Annotated in this window: 20 protein-coding genes; 7 read left to right on the top strand and 13 right to left on the bottom strand. The window is 33.7% G+C overall.

Going from position 1 to position 23,682, the window contains the following annotated elements:
• Positions 1-453: 453 nt before the first annotated feature.
• Both B7R65_RS10290 and B7R65_RS10295 read right to left on the bottom strand, forming a co-directional pair.
• Positions 454-1,308 (bottom strand): MurR/RpiR family transcriptional regulator, encoded by an 855-nt coding sequence (locus tag B7R65_RS10290; RefSeq protein ID WP_088042699.1) that lies wholly within the window; start codon positions 1,306-1,308, stop codon positions 454-456.
• Between the two features lie 205 nt (positions 1,309-1,513).
• Positions 1,514-5,041: a S8 family serine peptidase gene (locus tag B7R65_RS10295; RefSeq protein WP_088042700.1), complete on the bottom strand. Its 3,528-nt coding sequence runs from the start codon at positions 5,039-5,041 to the stop codon at positions 1,514-1,516.
• 584 nt (positions 5,042-5,625) lie between these two features.
• Here B7R65_RS10295 and B7R65_RS10300 point away from each other — a divergent pair.
• The gene (locus B7R65_RS10300; RefSeq protein WP_088042701.1) at positions 5,626-6,048 is read left to right on the top strand and encodes a VOC family protein; all 423 of its coding nucleotides are present in this window, start codon (positions 5,626-5,628) and stop codon (positions 6,046-6,048) included.
• Between the two features lie 392 nt (positions 6,049-6,440).
• On the top strand, positions 6,441-7,664 hold the full coding sequence (locus B7R65_RS10305) for an MFS transporter (protein ID WP_179194834.1): 1,224 nt from the start codon (positions 6,441-6,443) through the stop codon (positions 7,662-7,664).
• A 62-nt stretch (positions 7,665-7,726) separates the two neighbouring features.
• On the opposite strand, the gene truA is transcribed toward B7R65_RS10305, so the two are convergent.
• The gene (gene truA, locus B7R65_RS10310) at positions 7,727-8,464 is read right to left on the bottom strand and encodes a tRNA pseudouridine(38-40) synthase TruA (RefSeq protein WP_088042703.1); all 738 of its coding nucleotides are present in this window, start codon (positions 8,462-8,464) and stop codon (positions 7,727-7,729) included.
• Positions 8,465-8,817: 353 nt separating this feature from the next.
• On the opposite strand from truA, the gene B7R65_RS10315 reads away from it, so the two are divergent.
• The 3 genes from B7R65_RS10315 to B7R65_RS10325 all read left to right on the top strand — a co-directional run bounded on the left by B7R65_RS10315 (position 8,818) and on the right by B7R65_RS10325 (position 12,764).
• Positions 8,818-9,939, top strand: a complete 1,122-nt coding sequence (locus B7R65_RS10315) for a CdaR family transcriptional regulator (protein WP_088042704.1) — start codon at positions 8,818-8,820, stop codon at positions 9,937-9,939.
• Between the two features lie 81 nt (positions 9,940-10,020).
• The gene (glcD, locus tag B7R65_RS10320) at positions 10,021-11,433 is read left to right on the top strand and encodes a glycolate oxidase subunit GlcD (RefSeq protein WP_088042705.1); all 1,413 of its coding nucleotides are present in this window, start codon (positions 10,021-10,023) and stop codon (positions 11,431-11,433) included.
• On the top strand, positions 11,430-12,764 hold the full coding sequence (locus B7R65_RS10325; protein ID WP_088042706.1) for a (Fe-S)-binding protein: 1,335 nt from the start codon (positions 11,430-11,432) through the stop codon (positions 12,762-12,764). The genes glcD and B7R65_RS10325 overlap by 4 nt, the downstream gene beginning before the upstream one ends.
• Before the next feature lie 58 nt (positions 12,765-12,822).
• On the opposite strand, the gene B7R65_RS10330 is transcribed toward B7R65_RS10325, so the two are convergent.
• The 10 genes from B7R65_RS10330 to anmK all read right to left on the bottom strand — a co-directional run bounded on the left by B7R65_RS10330 (position 12,823) and on the right by anmK (position 22,135).
• On the bottom strand, positions 12,823-13,683 hold the full coding sequence (locus tag B7R65_RS10330; protein WP_088042707.1) for a MurR/RpiR family transcriptional regulator: 861 nt from the start codon (positions 13,681-13,683) through the stop codon (positions 12,823-12,825).
• A gap of 303 nt (positions 13,684-13,986) precedes the next feature.
• On the bottom strand, positions 13,987-14,877 hold the full coding sequence (gene murQ, locus B7R65_RS10335; protein WP_088042708.1) for an N-acetylmuramic acid 6-phosphate etherase: 891 nt from the start codon (positions 14,875-14,877) through the stop codon (positions 13,987-13,989).
• A 70-nt stretch (positions 14,878-14,947) separates the two neighbouring features.
• Positions 14,948-15,859, bottom strand: a complete 912-nt coding sequence (locus tag B7R65_RS10340; protein ID WP_088042709.1) for an N-acetylglucosamine kinase — start codon at positions 15,857-15,859, stop codon at positions 14,948-14,950.
• A gap of 90 nt (positions 15,860-15,949) precedes the next feature.
• Positions 15,950-16,261, bottom strand: coding sequence for a PTS lactose/cellobiose transporter subunit IIA (locus B7R65_RS10345; protein ID WP_088042710.1), 312 nt, complete (start codon positions 16,259-16,261; stop codon positions 15,950-15,952).
• 50 nt (positions 16,262-16,311) lie between these two features.
• On the bottom strand, positions 16,312-17,637 hold the full coding sequence (locus tag B7R65_RS10350; RefSeq protein ID WP_088042711.1) for a 6-phospho-beta-glucosidase: 1,326 nt from the start codon (positions 17,635-17,637) through the stop codon (positions 16,312-16,314).
• A gap of 29 nt (positions 17,638-17,666) precedes the next feature.
• Positions 17,667-17,954 carry a hypothetical protein gene (locus B7R65_RS10355; RefSeq protein ID WP_088042712.1) on the bottom strand — a complete coding sequence of 96 codons (288 nt, stop codon included), beginning with the start codon at positions 17,952-17,954 and terminating at the stop codon, positions 17,667-17,669.
• A gap of 81 nt (positions 17,955-18,035) precedes the next feature.
• On the bottom strand, positions 18,036-19,334 hold the full coding sequence (locus B7R65_RS10360) for a PTS sugar transporter subunit IIC (protein WP_088042713.1): 1,299 nt from the start codon (positions 19,332-19,334) through the stop codon (positions 18,036-18,038).
• Between the two features lie 33 nt (positions 19,335-19,367).
• Positions 19,368-19,673: a PTS sugar transporter subunit IIB gene (locus B7R65_RS10365; protein WP_088014092.1), complete on the bottom strand. Its 306-nt coding sequence runs from the start codon at positions 19,671-19,673 to the stop codon at positions 19,368-19,370.
• Positions 19,674-19,851: 178 nt separating this feature from the next.
• A complete protein-coding gene (locus B7R65_RS10370) occupies positions 19,852-20,946 on the bottom strand; it encodes a DUF871 domain-containing protein (RefSeq protein WP_088042714.1) in 1,095 nt (364 codons plus the stop codon).
• A gap of 40 nt (positions 20,947-20,986) precedes the next feature.
• Entirely contained in the window at positions 20,987-22,135 is a 1,149-nt protein-coding gene (anmK, locus tag B7R65_RS10375) for an anhydro-N-acetylmuramic acid kinase AnmK (RefSeq protein WP_256941258.1), read from the bottom strand.
• Between the two features lie 466 nt (positions 22,136-22,601).
• Between anmK and B7R65_RS10380 the strand changes: the two genes are divergently transcribed.
• Together B7R65_RS10380 and B7R65_RS10385 are read left to right on the top strand one after the other, a co-directional pair.
• Positions 22,602-22,868: a CD3324 family protein gene (locus B7R65_RS10380; RefSeq protein ID WP_088042715.1), complete on the top strand. Its 267-nt coding sequence runs from the start codon at positions 22,602-22,604 to the stop codon at positions 22,866-22,868.
• 148 nt (positions 22,869-23,016) lie between these two features.
• Entirely contained in the window at positions 23,017-23,661 is a 645-nt protein-coding gene (locus B7R65_RS10385; protein WP_088042716.1) for a FusB/FusC family EF-G-binding protein, read from the top strand.
• The last annotated feature ends 21 nt before the right edge of the window (positions 23,662-23,682 follow it).

The following is a 23,682-nucleotide window of genomic DNA, read 5'->3' on the forward strand; positions in this document are numbered from 1 at the left end:
AACGAAGGTTACAAACCAACCTTCTTCGGGCTTGGGCTTATGCTTGTCGGGCCTAAACAGTCGCCTCCGCTTTTCTTCCTGTCCAGCTCCGGCTCCTATTCCCTCGAGGTCATTAGCCCAAGCCCAACGAAGGTTACAAACCAACCTTCTTCGGGCTTGGGCTTATGCTTGTCGGGCCTAAACAGTCGCCTCCGCTTTTCTTCCTGTCCAGCTCCGGCTCCTAGTCCCTCGAGGTCATTAGCCCAAGCCCAACGAAGGTTACAAACCAACCTTCTTCGGGCTTGGGCTTATGCTTGTCGGGCCTAAACAGTCGCCTCCGCTTTTCTTCCTGTCCAGCTCCGGCTCCTAGTCCCTCGAGGTCATAAGTCAAAGCCCAACGAAGGTTAAAAACCAACCTTCATCGGGCTTTGTCTTATGCTTGTCGGGCCTAAACAGTCGCCTCCGCTTTTCTTTTCACCTGCGAAGTTTGTTGGCTTCTTCGCTGGATTCGTGTAATTTGTCGGAAATCTTGTTGCCTATTTGGTTAAAACTAATCACGTATAGTGCGTCTATTATGTTTAGTTGAGCCATTCTAGACGCGATACTTCCTATTCGACTATCTTGTTCTATGTCAGGGGTACATAGTTTGATATCAGCTTCTTTAAATAAAGGCGACTTTCCTAATCTTGTAATTGCAATTAGAGTGGCACCTTTTTTCTTTGCAAAACGAGCTAACTCTAAAACATCTTTTGTCTGACCTGAATTTGAAATCGCTACAAATACATCGCCTTCTTCTAAATGTCCTACTACATTGATCATCATGTGAAAATCTGGGGACATAATTGAATGATAGCCGATTTTTGTAAACTTATATGCTCCGTCAATTGCAGAAACAGCAGAACCGCCTACACCATAAAATATGATTTTATTTGCCTTTACTACTTCTTGTGTGGCTTTCTCTAGTTCTCTTTTGTCTAAAGTAGAAACCGTTGCTTCGATTGATGCCTTATTAACATAAGTCACTTTATTAAATAAATCGTAAGGTGTATCTTTTTTCTCCATAACTGAAAAATCATTAATATTCATTTCAGCTACTGTTAAATCGCGAACTAGAGCGAGTTTAAAAGCTTTAAAGCTACCGATCCCTATCGTTTTACAGAATCTTACAACACTCGCTTCACTTGCACCTGTATTATGAGAAATGTCCTTAGTAGTTAAATTAGGAACGATTTCAGCATGTTCCATAATATAAATAGCAATCTTCTTTTCTGCTTGAGTAAATCTTTCCATATGATTTTCAATTTTGGATAAAATTGTTAAATGTTTCATTTACTAAACACCTTCTCCGATTATCAATTATCTTCTATTATGGACCAAAATTTTCAAAAATCATATGGATATAATAAATTAAAACGTTTTTTTGAGAAGGTATCTTCTTTACTAACAATAAAACCTTTTTATAAACAACAATCCTTTAGAAAGGCTCATAAAAAAGTGCAGGAAACATCTCCCTGCACTTTTACTTTTTAAATCTTTATTTTTGTAATACTGTAACAGTCTGCGCTTTTGTTGTTACTTTAAAACCATCCTTACTAGTCACATCAGCAGATACTGTATACGTACCATTTGGAACATCTGCTTCTGGAGTCCATTTTAAGTGAATTTCAGTTTTATTTTCCGCATCTAAAGAATCAACTACATTACCATTAGCATCTTTAACATAAACTTTCCAATTTACAGCGTTATTTGCAAATGCATTGATTCCTGCAGGAGTTTTTGCATTTACATTTTTATTTGGATATACACTGAAGGCGCTAACAAGCATTCCATCGTTAATATAAGAAGTGTCTCCCCAAACTGTATAACTGTGGTTTAGTGCATAATCTGCTCCTAATACTACTACGCTTTTTGGCTCTTCTTTTACAAGAGTAGATGTTGCACCTTGTGGTAATGGCTTATATTTTCCGTTATACCAGACAATCGCTCCATTAAAACCACTTCCAACATCATCCGCTTTGAATGAGATTTCATATTGACCATCTTTAGGCGTGACTTTAATATCTGAAACAACTGGAGCAACTGAATCAATATGAAATGGCAATTTTACGATTTGTGGCTTCGCGCCACTATAATCAAGTGTTGTTTTGATTACATAGTTATAAACGCCATCCTTCACTAACTGTCCATTTTGATCCTTTAAATCCCAACCATATCCAGTATTCAAATAGTCTCTGTAAGACATAATGTTTTTACGGAATTTCCACGGCTTACCAGTATATTCACTAAAATCACCTAAGTATTGAAGTAATTCACCTTTATCATTTTCAACGTACATTTCTGTTTTAGCTAAGTTACGAAGTACAGTAAATGATGGGTACACTACTTTCAATGGAGTATTAGGAGACATTACAATTCGATCCATATTAAATCTTCCAGTTCTTGGATCATATCCTAATGGGTATACATTTTCTGCTCCAATTTCATCATTCCAAAGCGTCGTATAACCTAAGAATGCATCTTTTTCATACGCAGCTGGATCAATATTTTGAGGCTCATCCCATTCACCAAAATATCCCATGTAAGGAACTGTTAACGGTACTGCTGAATCACTATTTTTTCCGGATGGAACAAGACGTACATACCCTTCAACAAATGAACCATTCTTTAAGCTTGATGGAAGTTGAATCTGAACATCTAGATTCTTCTCTTGTCCAGGCTTGATTTTTAATGTCTTTCCTTCCGTGTCTGTTACTGTTTCACCATTTACAGTTACTGTAGCACCTTGGATACGCTCACTTTTTAACGTTAAATATTCTTTTGAATCTAGCTTTCCATCATAGTCTAAGTCAAATTCTTTTGTTTCTCTGCCATCTTTTAAAACATTTACATAAACTTGATATTCTAAATCTTTTACATTCACATTTTGAAGAGCTTCTGCATTTAATTTGAAATGTATGTTATTCGTTTTAATTTCTTTTAACGCAACTGCTCCTGCTTGCTCAAGAGGAGTTTTCTCACTTGTCACAAGTACAGGCGTTTTAATAGCATTTTGAATTTGCATTAAACCAGATCCTTGAACACGTGGTGAGTATGGTATTTCATTATTTGTGCGAGGATCCTGTACTAGTTTAGAAGTATTCATTAAAGCAATTTTTGCTTTTAACGCCGCTTCTTCTGAATGTTTTAAGCCTTTTTCGTAAAGCGATTGTAATACTAAAGCTGAGCCACCTGAAACATGAGGAGTTGCCATCGATGTACCACTCATCACTTCATAGCCATTACCTGGTACCGTTGAGTAAATATTTCCTCCCGGCGCAGAGATTTCTGGTTTAAAGTCTAATGTATGTGGAGCTCCGTAAGATGAGAAATATGACATCGTGTTCTTATCTGGATTGTCAATATATACCCCTTTAGACGGTTTCATTTTTACAATATAACCACTCGTTAACTTCGAAATTAATGCATCACCGATCGCTTTACTTGTCGTAGCTGCTTGCGGAAATAAAGAATAAGTACTCCAATAAACTCTTGGGTAATCAATATCCTCATTTGCAGGAACAAGGATAACTGCTTTTGCTTTCTTCTTGCTTGCTTCAGATTGAATAAAGGAGTATGTAGCATACTTAACCTTTGGTTTTGCGACAACAATCTTGCCTGTTAAATCAGGAAGATTTTTAAAATCTGCTGTTTTACCTTCTCCAACATATACCATTTCATAAGATTCAAGCGGTGATAACACTTTAGAAAGGTTGAAGTTATATTGTGTTTGATCTTTATATGGAAGCTGTAATCCATTTTCTTCTTGAAGTGTATTCATATGTATGTTTGTATTCTCATATGAAGCAACAGATAACGCGAAAGGACTTACACCTGGTTCTCCAACTGTACCAATATCTGGATTTTCAGCATATGGTTTTGCAGAAGATTGTAACAAATTATTTTGTGTACTATAAGCAGAATTCCCCCCCGCCACAACTACAAGGGTACCTTGTTCAGTCGCTTCACGGATGGCTTTTTGAATTGGATCATCTACTTCACTAACAAATCCTGAATCTGAACCTAAGCTCATATTAATGACATCTGCACCCATTGTTACAGCGTGCTCAATTCCAGCAATAATGTCATCTTCATATGCTCCTCCATTACCAGAATCAGAGAAAACTTTTTCTGCTAACAGCTGAACACCTGGTGCAATACCCTTTACTCCATCATTTGCTTCGTCACCATTCGCTCCTACTGTACCCGCAACGTGCATCCCATGTGAATTCCCTGCACTGTGTGGAATTACGTCTGTATCATGATCAGCCCAGTCATATCCGGTTGGAACCTTATCACTGTACCATACATCTCCTACACCTGTTTCTGCTAGTTTTCCTTTAATACTATCTTGTGTCCACTTCTCTTTCGCTTTTCCCTTATTCGTAATCGACATATCTTGATGTGTATAGTCAATTCCTGTATCGACAATTCCTACAAGTAATCCTTCTCCTTCGTATCCATAACTTTGCCAAACTTTTTGAGCTTGTACTAATTCTTTACTAGCACCCATAGAAGGTTGGAACATACGTGCAATATGTACATTAGTTACACCCGGAGTTTCCTGAATTTCTTTTACATTACGAAACTCAGTTTCTAAACTAAACCCATTGAATCCTTCATAAAAACGTTGATTTATTTTAGGAGTAGATCTTTCTTTTGAAATTTTTGAAATTACTTCATCCTGCTTTTCTTTATACTTTGTTTTTTTACTTTGGTCAGAATGATCTACTGCTTCTGGTTGTTCAACTTCAACAATTAATCGAATTTTATCATTCGGCTGATACGGCTTAACTTGTCCATTTTCATTTAAATTCTTATATCCAAACCTATCTACTTCTTCACCATCAGTTTGCTTACTTTCATCAATCAATATCTTTTGGCCTTGTTTTACAATTTCTTCTAAACTTGGAGCTGGCAGTTGTTCTTGTTGAGTTCCTTCTGCATAACCAGTTGTCGTTAACATCATTGCTGCTAAGGTTGCCGTTGCTAACACCTTATAAGGAAGACTTTTTCTTTTTTTCATTTTTTCTCTCCTCAACCGTTTTTTTAATATAAAACTGCTAGAAATCTATTAAAATTGAAATAGATTTAAAAGAAATTTCTATTACACTATGAATCTCCCGTAATCATTAATTTTTAATTACAGAGTTTAATACAATATTAATTTTAAATATCTTCTTTAATTAAGCCTATTGGGACATTTGAAGGGACTTTTAGCTTATTCAATTTAATAGAAATCCTAAAAAAAGAATAAAAAAAGAGAAGGTTTTATCAGTAATAGTCGAGGATTATCGAAATGTATCTTATAAATCTGGTTAATGTTTATTAATTAAGACCATATTAAGCTAAATTAGAGATAATGTAGCGGAGATTAAATATAACTTCCGTCTTTAAATAGTACATTAGGAGTATAGAATTTTTATATTTCATAAGCTTTACTACCCGTTTTCCAGACAAAAATAGTTTCTATTTTTATGTTTTCATTATTATGTCGAAAAAATTCTGATTATTTCAGAATGATGGTTTGTTAAATAAGTAATTATTGGATAAAATAGTAAATATAGGTCATGGAAATGATTTACAAACAAATATCTAGGAGTGACGCAAATGGCAATCGATATTTATCTTAATTTTAATGGTAATACACGTGAAGTAGTTGAGTTTTATGCAGAGGTTTTTGGAACAGAAAAGCCGGAAATTATGACTTTTGGACAAACTCCACCGAACCCAGAATACCCACTTCCAGAGGAAGCGAAAGATTTAGTTATGCACACTCGCCTTAATATTAGTGGAAGTAATATTATGTTTTCGGATATTTTCCCTGGATTCCCTTATATTGAAGGAAACAACTTTTATCTTTCATTTTTAAGCGAAGACATTGATGAGCTTAAATCTGTATTTAATAAATTAAGTGATGGCGGAAAAGTAACTATGGAGCTTCAAGAAACATTTTGGAGTAAATGCTACGGCAGTCTAACAGACAAATTCGGCACTCAATGGATGTTTAACCACGGCAATGGTGGAATGTAATTAATTTTTAAAATATACATAAAAAGATAGAGAGTCCTTCTTTTAAAGAGAGACTCTCTATCTTTTTTTTCTGTTGGCTTTTTTCGAAACTTTGTTGTAATGTTCCTTTTGACTTTTGTAGATTTCCACTCTAACATGCTCGCTTTCCGTGAGGCGATAGCTTTGCATCCTCGGTTCATTCGCACCTATGAAGTCGCACCCTCTACTCCAATCTTCCTCTTTATTTACTGTTTGATTTAACAACTCCTTATTAAAAACAATAATCTAAGAGAATGGCTTTTCATTTACTAACACAATTAAAAATAATAAATAATGGTTTAAAAGGTTTTATACAAGATGTTGCTTGTCATATATTCAACTATAAATATAATTTTCACAAGGATGTGTTTAGTTTGAATCCTATTAAAATATTCAATCGAGTTTCTAATCGTTGGACAGTTTTATTGGCATTTGCTGCGCTAGCGGGAATTAGTCAAATGCTCTGGCTTAATTTTGCTCCACTAATATCCTTTATAAAGTCTCATTACAATGTATCCGAATCAGATATTAATTGGTTATTAACGGTTTTTCCCTTTATCTACATTTTACTCTCAATTCACTCAGGAAAAGTAATCGATCGCCGAGGCTACCGCTATAGCATATTAATAGGTGGAATCTTTATGTCAGTCTTCGCTTGCCTCCGTATTTTTGATTCTAGCTTTTCAATTTTGTTGATTGGGCAAATAGGCATCGCTATTGGGCAGCCTTATATACTAAATGCGATTTCGAGACTAGTTATTGATTGGTTTCCTAAAAATCAACAAGCCACTGCAACAGGTATTGGTACAGTGGGAATGTTTATTGGTATGGCATTCGCTCTGGCTGCAACACCTTATTTGGTCGAGCATATTGGATTTCAAGAAACATTAGTAATCATGGCCCTTCTTACAGTTTTCTTTACACTTATTTTTTTCCTTATTGGCATTCCGAATGATACAAACGGTCAGAATATTGATTTGAGTGCTAGTTTTAGTAAACAATTAGGTTTATTAAAAAATAAACAATTCATTTTACTAAATATTATTTCTTTTTTAGGATTAGGTGTTTTTAATGGATTAACCTCTTGGATCGAACAAATATTAAAACCATATGGTGTTTCTTCTGAACAAGCTGGGTATGTAGGTGGTTCATTAATTATTGGTGGAATCATTGGGTCAATTGTAATTCCTGTCCTATCCGACTTTTTTGGAAAGAGAAAACCGTTCATTTTATTTACAATCATTTGTCCACTACTACTTACTTATCCTCTTTGTACAAGTGGTCATTTCTCACATCTTCTCATATTTGGAAGTTTACTAGGATTTGTCTTCTTACCTGCTTTTGCTTTACTATTATCAGTTACAGAGGAGTTAGTTGGTCAAAAGCAATCTGGTGCGGCCACTGGTCTTTTGCTAATGGCTGGAAATCTAGGTGCTGTAGTCGTCATTGCTTCAATGCAAATTGTGAAGGGAAATCACCCTACTTGGATTCATTCAGTTTATTTCGTTTTGATCCTTCTTTTAATTTGTTGCGTTCTCACTTTCTACTTAAAAGAAAAGCCCGTTTTAATTGATGAACATCCTATTCATGACAAATAAAGAAGCATTAGAAAAATATCATCCAATGCTCCCATTCCATATCAATTCATCTTTTTAATAAATTAAAAATCAATTTTTTCCAAATATAATCCAGCTGGATCAGCAAGACTACTCACTTGGCCCCGATCCTTTGATTCAATCATTTTTGAAATAGCCTTCGCATCTAATTTTCCCAATCCAACTTCTATTAATGTACCGACAATTTTCCTTACCATATTATAAAGGAAGCCATCACCGCTCACTCTAATTTGAATAAATCCTTCTTTTATTTCAAATTTGATTGAATAGATTTCGCGAACCATGCTTTTTTTCTTAGATTTAGCATTTGAGAATGCTGTAAAATCATGCTCACCTAAAAAATACTTAGCTGCTTGCTTCATTTTTTCTATATCCAATTTTTCTTCTACGTGCATACTATATCTTCGCATAAATGGGTTTGAATATTCTTCATTCCAAACCTTATACAAATACGTTTTAGCTTTGGAATTATATCGAGCATGAAATCGTTCAGATTCTATCGTAACTTCTTTAACGCTAATATCCTGTGGTAAATAGTGATTTAAATAATTCTTAATGTCTGTTTCAGGAAGGTTCTCCTTGATTTTGAAGTTAGCAATTTGTGAAAAAGCGTGAACCCCTGCATCTGTTCTGCTGCAGCCGATTATTTCTATTGGTCTACCTATCATCTCTGATAGTACATTTTCAATTTTACCTTGAATCGTATTTTCTCCACTGCCAAGTCTTTGCCAGCCTTTATATCGCCCGCCGTCATATTGAATGATTAATTTATAATTGTTCATTTTATACTCCTTTAATTATCATTAATGTTATGTCAGTTAAATTTTGGCTGTTTTCATAAGTTTTACTGCTATTGGCAAGGTATTGTTTGATAACCATCTGCATAAAGAATATCAAAAAACAGCAATCTTTTAGAAAAAAGCCTAATCTTTTTTTAGCTATTATGTATTTTATCCTTTTTAACATTTAATCTACTTTAAATTCAACTAAACATTGGAAAAAATATGAAGAAAGCTCACATTTCTCCTGTTCCTCCTCATACACTTTACCATTATTTTAATTTTTATCATATGTCCCTTATTAATAATGGGATTTTTCTTTATACTAAAGGTATATAAAGTGATTGGAGAATAACATGGTACTGAATGATTTAGCTTTAAAAATTATTAATGAAGTTAGAAAACTTATACATGAAGATATCATAATCATAAATACTGACGGGATTATTATTGCGAGTACTGATTCAGCTCGAACTGGTACCTTTCACGAGGGTTCTTTACTTGCTATCAACCAAGGAAAAACGTTTATTATTACGACTGAAGATGAAAAACGATTAAAGGGAGTTAAAGCAGGTATTAATCTTCCTATTTTCTTTCAAAATGAAATGGTAGGTGTAATTGGAATCACAGGGAATCCTGAAACGATCTCACCATTTGGCGAGATGCTACGTCGGATGACTGAACTCCTGATTAGAGAAAACTATTACACTGATCAAATTGATATTACACAAAGATCACTCGAAACATTTGTTTTTGATTGGATTCAACTTGACGAGTGGGATGATTCATTTTTAGAGCGCTCACACATGCTACATATAGACTTAACTCTAGGAAGACAGGTTATTGTTTTTGAATGGGAGAATAAAAATAATATTCCTCTTGATATAAGGCAAATAATTCTCGATTTAACAAATAAACAAAATGGGGAATTATCTATTCGTTGGGGAAACAATCGTTTACTTGTTCTAATAGTGGCTGACAAATTATCAAATCGAAGTCAAATTAATAAAATCGTACAAGGAATTCAATCTTTTTTACAAAACAGATTAAATCTTCCAGTTTCAGTTGGTGTTGGTCAAACTATGCCCCCGAAATTATTGAGTAAATCATATCATCAAGCGATCCGCTCACTAAAAGTATCTCTAAAAACGAAAACGATCATATTCGATGAGGACCTAACCATTGATTTAATACTTCAAGAACTTTCACATGACGTAAAAAATACATTTCTTAATCGAACAATTGCTCCGATTTTGGCCGAGCAAGATTTACTCCTAACGATTCAAGAATTTATTCGACAAAACCAATCATTAAAAATGACAGCTTCTTCGTTGCATATCCATATAAATACGCTTCTATATCGACTCAACAAAATAACAGAACTAACGAAATTAAATCCAAGAGACATTCATGATTTATGTAAAATCTATATCGGCATTAGTTTGTTGGATGATTCTACAAAAAGACACCTATTTTAGGTGTTTTTTCTATAGATTTCTCCATAGATTATCACTCATATTACTCTTTATACTTGAATTATAATAATAGGGGGAAAAGATATGATTACAAAAGACATTGCTCAAAAGTTTATAGCTATTGTTGGAACTGAAAATTTCGATGATTCTAAAGCAGAAAGACTCGTTTATTCCTACGATGCCACTCCAAATCTTCAATCATTACCAGATGCTGTCATTAGTCCTCGTACTGCTAAAGAAGTTTCCGAAGTCGTTAAAATCTGTAATGCATTTAATATTCCAATCGTACCAAGAGGCTCGGGTACAAATCTTTGTGGTGGTACTTGTCCTACAAATGGTGGACTTGTCATCTTATTTAGGCATTTAAACAAAATTCTTGAAATTGATGAAGAAAACTTAACTATTACAGTTCAACCAGGTGTAATCACACTAGATATGATTAACGAAATCGAAGCAAAAGGATTATTTTATCCACCAGATCCTAGCTCAATGAAAATCTCAACAATTGGTGGAAACATTAATGAAAATTCTGGTGGCTTACGAGGTTTAAAGTACGGTGTCACACGTGACTATGTCATTGCACTTGAAATTGTGTTAGCGAACGGCGATATTATCCGAACTGGTGGAAAGCTGGCTAAGGACGTTGCAGGTTATGATTTCACCCGTTTATTCGTAGGATCAGAAGGTACACTTGGCATTATTACTGAAGCTACATTAAAACTCATCCCAATGCCAGAAACAAAAAAAACTATGCTAGCTTTATATGATAGTTTAGAAGACGCTGCCAAAACTGTTTCTAAAATTATTGCTAATAAAATAATTCCAACTTCCTTAGAATTTATGGATCAACCGACACTTGAAGTTGTAGAAAATTTTGCTCAGATTGGTCTTCCAACTGATGTAAAGGCCGTATTATTAATTGAACAAGACGGACCAGAGGCTGTTGTAAATAAAGATATCGAATTGATTAAAACAATTTGTTTGCAAGAAAAATGTATCTCTGTCAGCATAGCAAAATCTGAAGAAGAAGCAATTGCATTAAGAACGGCTAGACGCTCTGCCCTTTCCGCTTTAGCACAATTAAGACCAACTACAATTTTGGAAGACGCTACTGTACCTCGGTCAAAAATTGCTGATATGGTGAATGCTATCAACCTAATTGCTGAAAAGTATAATGTAAAAATTTGCACATTTGGTCATGCTGGTGACGGGAATCTTCATCCTACATGTCCAACAGATGCTCGTGACCATGACGAAATGGAACGTGTAGAAATGGCTTTTGCTGAGATTTTTGAGAAAGCAATCGAACTCGGCGGAACCATTACTGGTGAGCATGGAGTTGGGATCGTTAAAGCACCTTATCTAGAATTAAAACTAGGCAAAGAAGGGATCGCTGCTATGTTAGCAGTAAAAACTGCGCTAGATCCAAATAATATAATGAATCCTGGAAAAGTCTTTGCAAAGGATAGCCGAAAAAGAATGTTGGTGTCGAAATGACAACACTTCAGGAGCAACAATCTATTCAACAACAATTTAAAGAACGAATGAATGAAGATGAACTATTAAACTGTATGCGGTGTGGTTTTTGCTTACCAAGTTGTCCCACTTATATCGAATCTGGTCAAAAAGAATCTCATTCACCTAGAGGTCGAATCGCTTTAATGAAGGCAGTAACAGACGGTCTGATCGAACCCGATGAAGATGTCGAACGCACACTTGAACTTTGTCTCGGCTGTCGTGCATGTGAACCTGTCTGTCCTTCTGGAGTGAAATATGGCCATTTACTTGAAGAAGCTAGGGATATTATTGCACAGCATAAAAAGCACTCCCTACCTGCTCGAGCTGTTCGTAATATAATTTTTAAAGAACTATTCCCACATCAAAAACGCATGAGATTAGCAGTAGGACTTTTAGGATTATATCAACGAACAGGATTACAAGTAGTTGCTAGAAAATCAGGCATTATGAAGTTGATTCCTAGCAATTTATCCGCAATGGAAAAAGTTTTACCAAAAGTACCTACAATGAGACAAATGAAATCACGACCTGATTTCCTGCCTTCTATTGAGAAGAAAGTTAGTAGAGTAGCATTCTTCTCTGGATGCTTGATGGATACAATGTTTTTGGAAACAAATAATGCCACTATGAAGCTATTACAGTTAGCAGGTTGTGAAATAGTGATTCCCAAAGACCAAGCTTGCTGCGGAGCTTTACATGGACATAGTGGTGAAAAAGATATTGCAAAAGAAATGGCAAAGAAAAATATAGAAGCCTTTGAGAATTTAAATGTAGATTTTATCATTACAAACGCAGGTGGATGTGGTGGATTCCTAATCGATTATGACCACCTACTTAAAGATGATCCAATTTGGAAAGAGCGTGCAATTTCGTTTAAAAATAAATTAAAAGATATATCTGAGATTTTAGTAGAAGTTGAGTTTCATAAAAAAGTGAATTTACGTCTACCTGAGCAAATAATCACTTACCAAGATTCATGTCATTTAAGAAATGTGATGAAAACGTCTTCTGCTCCAAGAACTTTACTAAAATCGATTCAAAATACGATGTATCATGAAATGAAAGATGCAGATCGTTGTTGTGGTTCAGCTGGTATTTACAACATAGTTGAATCTGAAATGTCGATGCAAATTCTAGATTACAAAATGAAGCAAGTAACTAAAACTCAAGCAACAACAATTGTTACAGCTAATCCTGGTTGTTTATTACAAATGAAATTGGGTGTACAAAGAGAGAATCAATCGGATAAAGTAGATGTAGTTCACATTGTCGATTTACTTTTAAAAGCTGCTGAATATACTGAAGCATAAGTTATAAAAAAACAAACCTTTGTGACTAATTACAAAGGTTTGTTTACTTTTCTATTCATTATTTTTTACCATGTAGGGATTTAATCGCAGTCCTTGTTTGATCGATATACTGAATCGTTTGATCATATTCTTGTGTAGCAACGGCCATAAATAAAATATCAATCACGTGCAGCTGAGCCATTCTTGAAGAAGTTGCTCCACTACGGAATGTCGCTTCTCTATTCGGTGAGTTGAACAATTTTATATCCGCTAAGCAAGATACGGAGTTTGTACCAAATCCAGTAATACTAATCGTTTTCACATCATTTTCTTTCGCAATACGAAGTGCTTTCTGGACTTCTACCGTTTCACCTGAAAATGAAATTCCAACTAATACATCATTCTCCTCATGATTTGCAATTTGAACTGCTAACAAATGTAAATCTGTAAATGCAGATGTATATTTTTTAATACGCAAAAACTTTTGCTGTGCATCTAAGGCTACGACCATCGAACCACCAACGCCAAAAAAATAAATATTTCTAGCTTTGGAAATAACCTGTACAGCTTCCTCTAAATCACTAACATTTAAAATATCACTTGTATCTTTTATAGCTTGGATACTATTATTCATCATTTTTTGGATTATGGAACTAGTTGATTCACCTGAATGGATGTCTCTATTTCCTGTTTCTGTTGTTGTAATGATATCTCCAGCAATTCGAAGCTTTAACTCTTGATACCCTTTTAGCCCTAAAGAACGACATAATCTAATGATTGCAGAATTACTAGTTTGGCTTTTTTCAGCAAGCTCATATACTGTAAATTGAATGGATTTATCTGGATTTTCTATAATATATTTTGCTGCTCTTCGTTCAGATGGAGGAAGTTTAAATAACATTTCTTTTAACATGATTAATCCGCCATTTAATGCATTCATATACCCTACTCAACTCTCTCTATTTTATATCTTATTTCTAATTCTATTAATTTGCTATTATCATAAACTTTGTTTCTATTAAACTTGGTGCTTTGTTAAATCCTACTCTAGGATGCTTGGCTTTCCATTGGTCGGGTGATAGCCAATTAATTACTAAAGAAGCTTATTAGATTATCCAATCTAAGATGACGATACTTACTTGATTATAAACAAATTTTAGTGTATTTACTATAAACGCTAAAAAGAACTTAATAGAAAAGCGACTTACTAATATTCAAGTGATTAGTAGTCGCTTCCTTGTACTTATTCTTCTACTATTTTACTAATAAATCCTTGAGCTTGATTTAGGCTTTTAGTTGCTTCATCAAAAGTCATACCAGTCAAAATCATAACAATTGCTGCTTTTGTTTGATTATTGGCTTTCTTTAGATATTCACTTGCAACTTCATAGTCACAACCAGTCGCTCCAACTATAATTCTCTTCGCACGATCAACAAGCTTAACATTTGTTAATTGCAAATCAACCATGAGATTTTTATATACTTTTCCAATTCCGACCATTGATGCTGTTGAAATCATATTACAAATTAGCTTCTGAGACGTACCCGCTTTTAAACGGGTTGATCCTGTTAATACTTCTGGTCCATTATCTACTTCAATTTTATGCAATGCAACTTTTCCAATTTCTGAATCTTTATTACATGCAATTGCGACTGTTTTTGCGCCAACTTCATTTGCATATTGTAATGCACCAATGACATAAGGTGTTCTGCCTGATGCTGCAATGCCAATAACGATATCATTTTTAGTAATTGAAATATTTATTAAATCTGCTTTCCCTAATTCTTCACTATCTTCTGCACCTTCAACAGCTTTAATAAATGCTGAATTTCCACCAGCAATTAAACCTATTACCTCACTTGGATTTGTTCCAAATGTTGGAGGACATTCGACAGCATCCAATAATCCAATTCGTCCACTAGTACCAGCACCAACATAAATTAATCTTCCATCATTTCGAAAAGATTCAACGACATGTCGAACGACCTCCGAGATAGTTGGTATTTGCTCTCGCACTGCAATAGCAACCTTTTGATCCTCATCATTCATTATCATTAAAAACTGATCAACCCTTAATTGGTCTAAGTTACTCGTGCGTTCATTTCTAATTTCAGTTGTTAAGTTTTCTAACATTTTGCACCTCTACTTAATACTGACTACTACTACTGTAATCTAAATATTTTTTGTATTTCTCGATTTATACTTACTTTTTTATGCATATATTTATTTCTTTCATCGCTAAAAGATAACCACCATATGTTGAAGAAATATGGTCCGTATAAAACTTGACTGATGGATATTGCTCTCGAATTGAATGAACAAAAGAATTTTGAACAATCTGTATGTGCTGTAGAATACTCCCTTTAATTGCAACTCGAGGTGCTCCTTGTAGCTTTAGTTTTTTTATCGCTTGTAGTGTAGTTTTCGCAAGTAATTTCCCTGCTCGTTCTAAGACATCTAAAGCAATTAAATCTCCCATACCTGCCATTTCTACGATAAAAGGAACATGTGAAGCAATCACGCTTTTTGGATTATGATAGATATATTGTTTAAGTTCATCTACTTCATTTAATTGTAATTTTTCTATTAATTTCTGAGATAAATAACTTAGCTGAATATTCTCATCAAATTCTTGTGTGATATTTTTAAATATTTCCATACAAATCCAGTATCCGCTTCCTTCATCACCTATCAAGTGTCCCCATCCACCTGTTGTCACAATCTTCTCTTGATCCAAACCGATACACACAGATCCTGTACCTGCAATTGTTAAAACTCCACTTTTTCCATTAAGCAAAGCCGCATGAGCAAGACGCGCGTCATTTACAATTTTAAAAGGAATGCGGAATGACTCATTTAACGCCGATTCTAAAGGATTGATATCTTTAATTCCTCCGTATCCAGCTAATCCTAAAAATAAAAATAAACAATTCTCTTTTGATAAAGGGAGAAGACAGTTCTCAATGGCTTCAATTATATGATTGATTCCTTCTTTTTCATTAATAAGTAGATTACTGTACCCAGAATATCCTTGGCTAATAACATTGCCTTCTAAATCATAAGCAATTGCCTCTGTTTTAGTTCCTCCACCATCAACGCTAATAATGTATTGCATCTTAGCTGCCCCCTACCTAAATTCCCAGATTATTCTTAAACGATTACTTTAAAATTATTACTTTTTCTTATTAGTTAATATTAAAACCGATTATTTTTCAGCTAATTTTTTATGCAAACGAATGATATGTTCAACTAATTTTTGTTCGCTCATAGCTGTCATTAAATGGTCCTGTGCATGAATCATTAAAAGTGATTTCTCACAAGGTTGTCCATTTAGTTCAGCTTGTATTAAAGTTGTTTGAGTTTTATGGGCTTTGCCAATTTCTACATGAGACTCTTCAATTAAACGGTCAGCTGTTTCGAAGTCATTCTTTTCTGCAGCTTCTAGCGCCTCATAAGCTAAAGACCTCGCGTTTCCACCGTGTGAGATAATTTCAAAAATTTCTTGTTCGTTATTCATATATATTCTCCTCATCTATATTCATATTTTTTCAGTTTATAAATGGATACTTAATTTTTATAAAATGCTGGTAAGAAATCTTTATGTGCTTCTAATAAAGCATCTAATACTGTTTTAGCAACTTCATCACTTGGAACTAAAGGATTAATTGTTAGAGCTAACAACGCCTTTTCGTATGAACCAGTGACAGCAGCCTCAGCCCCTATTCGTTCAAATGATTTAATTTGTTGAACAAGCCCATTTATTTGTGGTGGTAATTCACCAATTGAAACAGGTATCGGCCCTTGCCTTGTTACAATACAATTTACTTCAACAGCCGATTCATTTGGTATCCCTTGAATTGATCCATTGTTTTGCACATTTAAAACTTGAATATCTTTTTTATCATTATAAATAGATGTGATTAAGCTACAGGCAGCATCACTATAGTATGCTCCTCCTCTTTTTTCAAGTTGAGGTGGTTTAATAGCTAGATTTTCATCCCTATATAATTCAAACAAATCATCTTCTAATTTCTTTACAACTTCTGCTCTTGTTGTCCCTGATTTAAAAGATTCTAATTCTTCTTCTAAAATATGTTTAGTCTTGTAATAGTATCGATGGTACGGACAAGGAAGTACCCCTAAAGACATTAAAAATTCTTTTTGCCATGGTAGTGGAGCAATATTTCTCATGGTCATTTGTATTTCTGGATTTGCTAATAATTCTAAAACATGTTCTGTGACTTCTTTTCCATCAACATAAACATGCAGTCCATATACCATATGATTTAATCCTGCAAAATCGATGTGAACACGACCTGTTTCTACTTCTAGTAATTTGGCAATTGTCATTGTCATATTGATAGGTACATTACAAACACCAATTACTTTTTTATGATTGCTATAACGTAATAAAGCTTCAGTAACCATACCAGCTGGATTTGTGAAGTTAATTAACCAAGCTTCCGGACAAAGTTGTTGCATTTCTTCTGCAATCTCTAATAAAACAGGAATTGTTCGAAGCCCTTTAAATAGGCCACCTGCACCATTTGTTTCTTGACCAATCATACCGAATTGCAGAGGAATACGTTCATCCTTAATACGAGCTTCTAGTAAACCAACACGCATTTGAGTTGTAACAAAATCCGCATCTTTTAAAGCTAATGTTCGATCTAATGTTAAATGGATTTCCATAGGAATTCCTGCTTGTTTTACCATACGTCTTGCTAAACTACCGACAATCTCTAACTTTTCTTTGCCAGCCTCAATATCTACTAACCAAAGTTCCCTTATAGGAAGCTCGTGATATCTTTTTATAAATCCTTCAACTAGTTCTGGTGTATAACTTGAACCACCACCAATTGTCACGATTTTAATTCCTCTTTTTTTATTCATTTTGAACACACCTTCATTTCATATTTTTCTTATGAATTGAATACAACAATATAACAAGTCACGATGCAGAAAGCTAATAATGAAATAAATAAAATTGAAGCTTGTTTCTTATTCTTAAACTTACCTTCAATAAATACGATCACGCTTGTAAGTCCTACACTCAGACCTATGCTATTTGTGATAAATACTGCCAGATTTTTACTCATTCCAATAAAGAGTAGAACAGGATTAAAGATAAGATTAAACGCAAGAATAAATACAAAAAATACAATAGCAGCTTTATAACTAAAAAAATGGAGATTCTTTGTAGTGTTCATATTTAAAATTCCTTTCTTGCTTATTTAGTAATAAATAAAGGAAGCTTGGAGAAATTGTCCAAAACTCCCTTTACTATTATTTTAAGAAGATACTTTTACACTATTATCGATTTCAATAGTAGATTCTTGTGCTAGCAATTTTTTATCGTACATTTTGAAGAATGGTAAATAGATTACAATTGATATAGCTAAATTGATTACAACTAAGATAATTGCTCTCCAATCCCCACCAGTTGATAAATATGCACCGATTGGAGCAGGTAAAGTCCACGGAACCATTACGTAAGTTGGATTAACTAATCCCGCAGCTGTTGCTAGATAAGAAATTGTTGCACCAATTATTGGAACGATCATGAATGGAATAATTAATACAGGATTTAATACAATCGGCATCCCGAAAATTACTGGCTCATTAATGTTAAAAATACTTGGGATAATTGCTGTTCTTCCTAGTGCCTTTGAATAACTAGATTTTCCTGCAATTAACATTGCAATTACTAAGCCTAATGTTGCACCTGAACCACCGATCCAAATAAACCACTGGAAGAAAGTTTCAGGAGCAATGTGTGGTAGCTGACTACCTACTTTACCAGCTGCAACGGCTGCAGAGTTATTTGCTAAATAAACTTCCCAAACAGGACGTGCAACTGCGCCTACTACCGATACCCCATGGATACCAAATGCCCAGAAAAATGTAATTAAGAATACAGGTACTAACACTCCAGGTAACGAGTCACCCGCACTAATTAGTGGAGCTACTGCTTTGTCTACAAGAGAATGTGTATCTACTTTAAATACAACTGTAATTAAAGTCATTACTGTTAAAACAACTGTTACAGGAATAAGTGCTTCAAAAGAGCGTGCTACAGAGCTAGGAACGGAATCCGGCATTTTAATTGTAATATTTTTTGTCTTACAAAAACGTAATACTTCAACCGCAAAAATAGAAGTGATCATACCAACGAAAAGTCCGTGACCACCCATATTGGCCATTGGTAATACAAATCCTACCTTATCAATCATTTGAACACCAGTTGTAAATAAAAACGCTGATCCAGCTAATAATGCCCCAGAAAGCGGGTCTAGTTTATAGCTTTGAGACAAACTATATCCAATCCCAAAAGTTATATACAGGGTCATAATGAACATTGTAAGTCGATACGGGATTAATATTTCCGCAATATGATTTGCTGCCCATACACCAACTGCAGAATCTGCAGGAACTGGTGGAAAAGCAATAATTAAGAATAAGCTGCCAAAAATGATAAATGGTAACGCTGAAACTACACCATCACGAATAGCTCGTAAATGCTTTTGTTCAGATAGCTTTGCCATTGGTGTTGATAAATTGTTTTCCAAAAATGCAATAAACTTATCCATTTGTTATTCTCCTTTATATGACAAAATATTAGACTACTTAACTAGTTCTTGAACTAATTTTAATAATGTTGGGCCACCAAGTGGACTATAAGCTTGAGGTGGAATGACAGCACATGGTACATTCGCCTCGTCTGATGAAGCCTTAAAACCATCAAATCTGTGTCTTACTTGTGGTGCAACCATGGCTACATCCCAACCATTCTTCACTTCCTCAGCAAACTCTTGGGTTCCGACTGCTAAAACATCTAGATTTAATCCGTTTTTTTCTCCTTCTTTTTTCAGAGCGTTTACTACAATCGCACTAGACATACCGCCTGCACATACAAATAATACCTTCATGAACTTATCCTCCTAATATAAAATTAATAAAAAAAGATTTGAAAAACTGAAAACGTTTTCTATAAAACAATTATATTCTCATTAAAATAAAATTTCAATTATTATAACTTAAAAATGAAATAAAATTTCAGAAGATGCAAAAAAATTTTTTACATCTTCTCAAACAGTTATAAATTAGTTAGTTTTCCTTAAACTGAAACTTACTCCATGGATGCAAGAAATCTAATAAGAAAATTTCTTCCTCCGAAATGCGGCCTACTATATTCGTTTTACCTGAATTCTCCATATCTTGAAGCGCTATTTGCAATTCACCTTTATACTGACCATATAATTCATTTTCAACGAGAATATCACCTCTACGAATATGTGGTGTATAAGTTGGTTTAAACTCTTCCTCCTTATATTTTACACGTGATTGTGTTGAACGGATTAAATAGTCTGAAACATCACCACGATAAAAATGAAACTCGTCCAATACGATTTTTTTCTCAAGAGGTGTAATTGTATCGTATAAGTTTATATTTAACGTAAATAAATCTTTACCATGTTTATTTAACTCAGAAAGTTGTTTAAATTCTTCTTCAGAAGCATATGCATTTGCAATAATAACGTCATCAATTAAATCTGAGTAAAATAAATGTTTTGCTTGCGTTACGACAGATAAATTACGATGCATTTCTAAAGAACAAAGTCCTTCTGAAACAGGCCATGGACCATACGTAGCTGCTTGCGAATTAATAAATGCGGCTGTACGTATTCCATGTTTTTTAAATTCTTCGCTACATTTTACAAAATGGTTATAACTTAGCCCTGCATAACGATGCGGATAAAAATTATGCGAACCAATTAAATTTGATTGATTAGGTTTATAAGCTAATATATTTTCTAAATATTTTGTAGCATTGCTCATATTAATTTCGATTTTTAATCCATAGGGATTATACGTCATAATTGACTCTTCATTTCCAGTAAAGCCCAAATCTAATCGAATACCATAAGCTCCTAAATTAGCAAAAAATGAAAGGTCATTATAAGAAATACCTAGTTTACCAAATACTCGTGGTGCAATATCAACCATTACTTCCATTTCAAGACTATTTGCATAATCAATAATTTCTTTAAATTCTTTCATAATTTTCTCTTGATCTCCATCAACAGATAATAAACAAGTAAAAATTCGTTTAAAGCCATATTCATGAGCTAACTTAATATAATCTTTATCTTTATCAACCGTTGAATGTTCTGGATAAATTGAAACACCTAATTTTTTCACGATTTTTCCTCCTAATTTGTTCTTCCTCAAATTGTAATCATTAATAAGGAACCGGTGTAATGTTTCCTAAAATAACTGGTCGACCAGCTTTAGTTGCACTAGGCACATTACTTGGTATTCCATGTAAAGTTTCATTTGCTAATACAGCAAATGCAATTGCTTCTTTGGCATCAGAAGAATAACCAATATCTTCTTGAGTTAATACTTTACAATCGTTTATCAACAACTCTTGAAGCATGCGTAATAACGTTTTATTATGACTTCCTCCGCCACCAACAATAACTTCATCTATCGACTGATTCGGAAAAATAAATTTTTTATAGTTTTCTGCGATTGATTTAGCTGTAAACATTGTCATAGTAGCAATCAAATCATACGAAGAAATCTCTTTAAATTCATCCATTATCTGGTCAACAAATTGTGCTCCAAATAATTCTCTACCAGTAGTTTTTGGAATCTGCGCCAAAATATACGGGACACTCATACATCTTTCTAGCAATCTTTCATTTACTATACCTTGTGCAGCCAAATCACCATTCGCATCAAATGATACATTGAAAAAACGCTTACAAATTTCATCAATAATCATATTACCCGGTCCAGTATCAAATGCTACTAAATCATTTAACGAAGCATTTTTTGGTATAACGGTCACATTTCCAATTCCGCCTATATTTTGTAATAATCTTGATTTAGATTTATTTTTATAAAGTAGCAATTCTGAATATGGAACTAGTGGTGCCCCATATCCACCTGCTGCCATATCCATTACCCGAAAATTTGAAACAACTTTTGTTTTTGTCTCATAAGCAATGACTGCTGGTTCACCTAATTGCAATGTAGATTGAATAAAATGTTCCTCTTTTTCAGGTTGATGATAAATCGTTTGACCATGTGATCCAATAAAATCAAGATCATTTAATAACAACTGATTCTTATCACAAATTTGTTTCACTGCATCCGCAAATGCATATCCAAGCTTAAAATTTAAACTGCATAAATGTTGTGCATTAGAGGAAACAAGTGATATGGCATCCATGGTCTCTTTTAATAAGCTATCGTCAATTGCGATTGTCATGAAATCAATTAATTTAACTTCAGTATCAAGACCACTACCTTTTAACTCAACTAACGCAGCATCAATACCATCTAACGATGTCCCAGACATTAACCCTACTGCAAAACCCAATATATCTCACTCCTTTTTATTTTTATACCTAATACCTTAAAACAGATTATCTTTTTTGTAAAAGAAAACAAATTCAAACTTTCAATAAATGCACATTATTTTAACGTTATTTCATATAAAATTCATCATTTATATAAACCTTATTCGGACACACTTTTTTCATCTTGGATACTAGTTTAAATACTCCTGTATATAATTATTTGAGAAAAAAAGTGAGGAGATTATGCATAACTTTAATGAATCGGCTATAATTATCGTTAATAAATGACTAAAATTTTTTAGGAGGTGATATGATATGACAAGTGCAGTTAATTTGTCAGATAAATCATCAGCTCATGCAAAGCCTAGTATTAGAAAGGCGATACTTTGCATGGGAGTGACTTTTTAAATAATCGCCCAAGTAAGTTTTTCTAATCCATTGGCTTTGCACCTTATTTTATAAATTAAGAATAAGGAGCTGGCAGAAATGGCATATGTAAAAGCAACGGCTATATTACCAGAAAAACTAATAGTTGAAATTCAAAAATATATTCAAGGAGAAACAATCTATATTCCTAAACTTGAAAAAACTCATCAGAAATGGGGCTCACGTTCTGGAACACGAAAGCTAATTGATGATAGAAACAAATCAATTAAAACTTCATTTAAGAATGGAATAACAATTGACCAATTAGCCAATGATTATTATCTCTCCGTTGAAACAATTAAAAAAATTATTTACACCACTAAATAACATAAAAATAAGCACTGATAAACTTTGATCAGTGCTTTTTGTTATGGCGAGTTTGTTTCTTAATCATTTAGACCATTTTAAAAACTTCACAACTCAAGTAAATTAAATGCTATGAGGGACTAATAAATTGCCATAAGGAGTGAATAAAATGGAACCCTTTATAAGAAGTGATCAATATAATTTTATTAAATATCAAATCCAAATACTAATTAATGGATATACATCTGTAAACGATAAAGCCGTTCTTAATGCATTAAAATCTCTCGTTAGTGAGAGAGTGTTTAGCTTATTTCCTGATTTAACAGAAGTTCAGCAACAGTTACTAAATCCCATTAATGATATAAAAAATTCAGATCGTGCAGAAAAAGTCTTAGATCAACTACAACCATTTGTCCTTCCATTTAAAGAAGTCTCAGAACAATCAATTAAAAAATTATTTCCTAAAGCTAAAAAGCTAAAACTCCCAATATCAAAGGATATAAAACTAACGGAAATGACATATCTAGGGTGGGATGATTTAGGCTCTAATTCTAAATTTATCGTTACTTATTTCAACGGAAAACTGATTGGTTTACAAGGAACTTTTAAGCCACTGAATAAAAAAGGAAATTGTACTATTTGTAATAAGTTTGAAGATTTAGGGATGTTTATGACTAAAACGAAAGGAAAATTAGAAGGCACTTTTATTCAAAGAGGCAATTACATATGCCTAGACAGCCAAAAGTGTAATCAAAATATTACTACTTTAAATAAACTGAATGATTTTATTATGTTGATAAAAGAGGATAAGTAGGATCAGTATTTAGAATCATCA

The organism is Bacillus sp. EAC, from assembly GCF_002156875.1.
Lineage (GTDB): Bacteria > Bacillota > Bacilli > Bacillales > Bacillaceae_G > Gottfriedia.

Bases quoted from the DNA above. Each gene is read 5' to 3' on its own strand.
- B7R65_RS10290 (WP_088042699.1), bottom strand. From the start codon at position 1,308: ATGAAACATTTAACAATTTTATCCAAAATTGAAAATCATATGGAAAGA.
- B7R65_RS10385 (WP_088042716.1), top strand. From the start codon at position 23,017: ATGGAACCCTTTATAAGAAGTGATCAATATAATTTTATTAAATATCAA.
- truA (WP_088042703.1), bottom strand. From the start codon at position 8,464: ATGAACAATTATAAATTAATCATTCAATATGACGGCGGGCGATATAAA.
- B7R65_RS10365 (WP_088014092.1), bottom strand. From the start codon at position 19,673: ATGAAGGTATTATTTGTATGTGCAGGCGGTATGTCTAGTGCGATTGTA.
- B7R65_RS10360 (WP_088042713.1), bottom strand. From the start codon at position 19,334: ATGGATAAGTTTATTGCATTTTTGGAAAACAATTTATCAACACCAATG.
- murQ (WP_088042708.1), bottom strand. From the start codon at position 14,877: ATGTTAGAAAACTTAACAACTGAAATTAGAAATGAACGCACGAGTAAC.
- B7R65_RS10350 (WP_088042711.1), bottom strand. From the start codon at position 17,637: ATGAATAAAAAAAGAGGAATTAAAATCGTGACAATTGGTGGTGGTTCA.
- B7R65_RS10295 (WP_088042700.1), bottom strand. From the start codon at position 5,041: ATGAAAAAAAGAAAAAGTCTTCCTTATAAGGTGTTAGCAACGGCAACC.
- glcD (WP_088042705.1), top strand. From the start codon at position 10,021: ATGATTACAAAAGACATTGCTCAAAAGTTTATAGCTATTGTTGGAACT.
- B7R65_RS10355 (WP_088042712.1), bottom strand. From the start codon at position 17,954: ATGAACACTACAAAGAATCTCCATTTTTTTAGTTATAAAGCTGCTATT.
- B7R65_RS10380 (WP_088042715.1), top strand. From the start codon at position 22,602: ATGGCATATGTAAAAGCAACGGCTATATTACCAGAAAAACTAATAGTT.
- B7R65_RS10325 (WP_088042706.1), top strand. From the start codon at position 11,430: ATGACAACACTTCAGGAGCAACAATCTATTCAACAACAATTTAAAGAA.
- B7R65_RS10340 (WP_088042709.1), bottom strand. From the start codon at position 15,859: ATGCAATACATTATTAGCGTTGATGGTGGAGGAACTAAAACAGAGGCA.
- B7R65_RS10315 (WP_088042704.1), top strand. From the start codon at position 8,818: ATGGTACTGAATGATTTAGCTTTAAAAATTATTAATGAAGTTAGAAAA.
- B7R65_RS10345 (WP_088042710.1), bottom strand. From the start codon at position 16,261: ATGAATAACGAACAAGAAATTTTTGAAATTATCTCACACGGTGGAAAC.
- B7R65_RS10300 (WP_088042701.1), top strand. From the start codon at position 5,626: ATGGCAATCGATATTTATCTTAATTTTAATGGTAATACACGTGAAGTA.
- B7R65_RS10330 (WP_088042707.1), bottom strand. From the start codon at position 13,683: ATGAATGCATTAAATGGCGGATTAATCATGTTAAAAGAAATGTTATTT.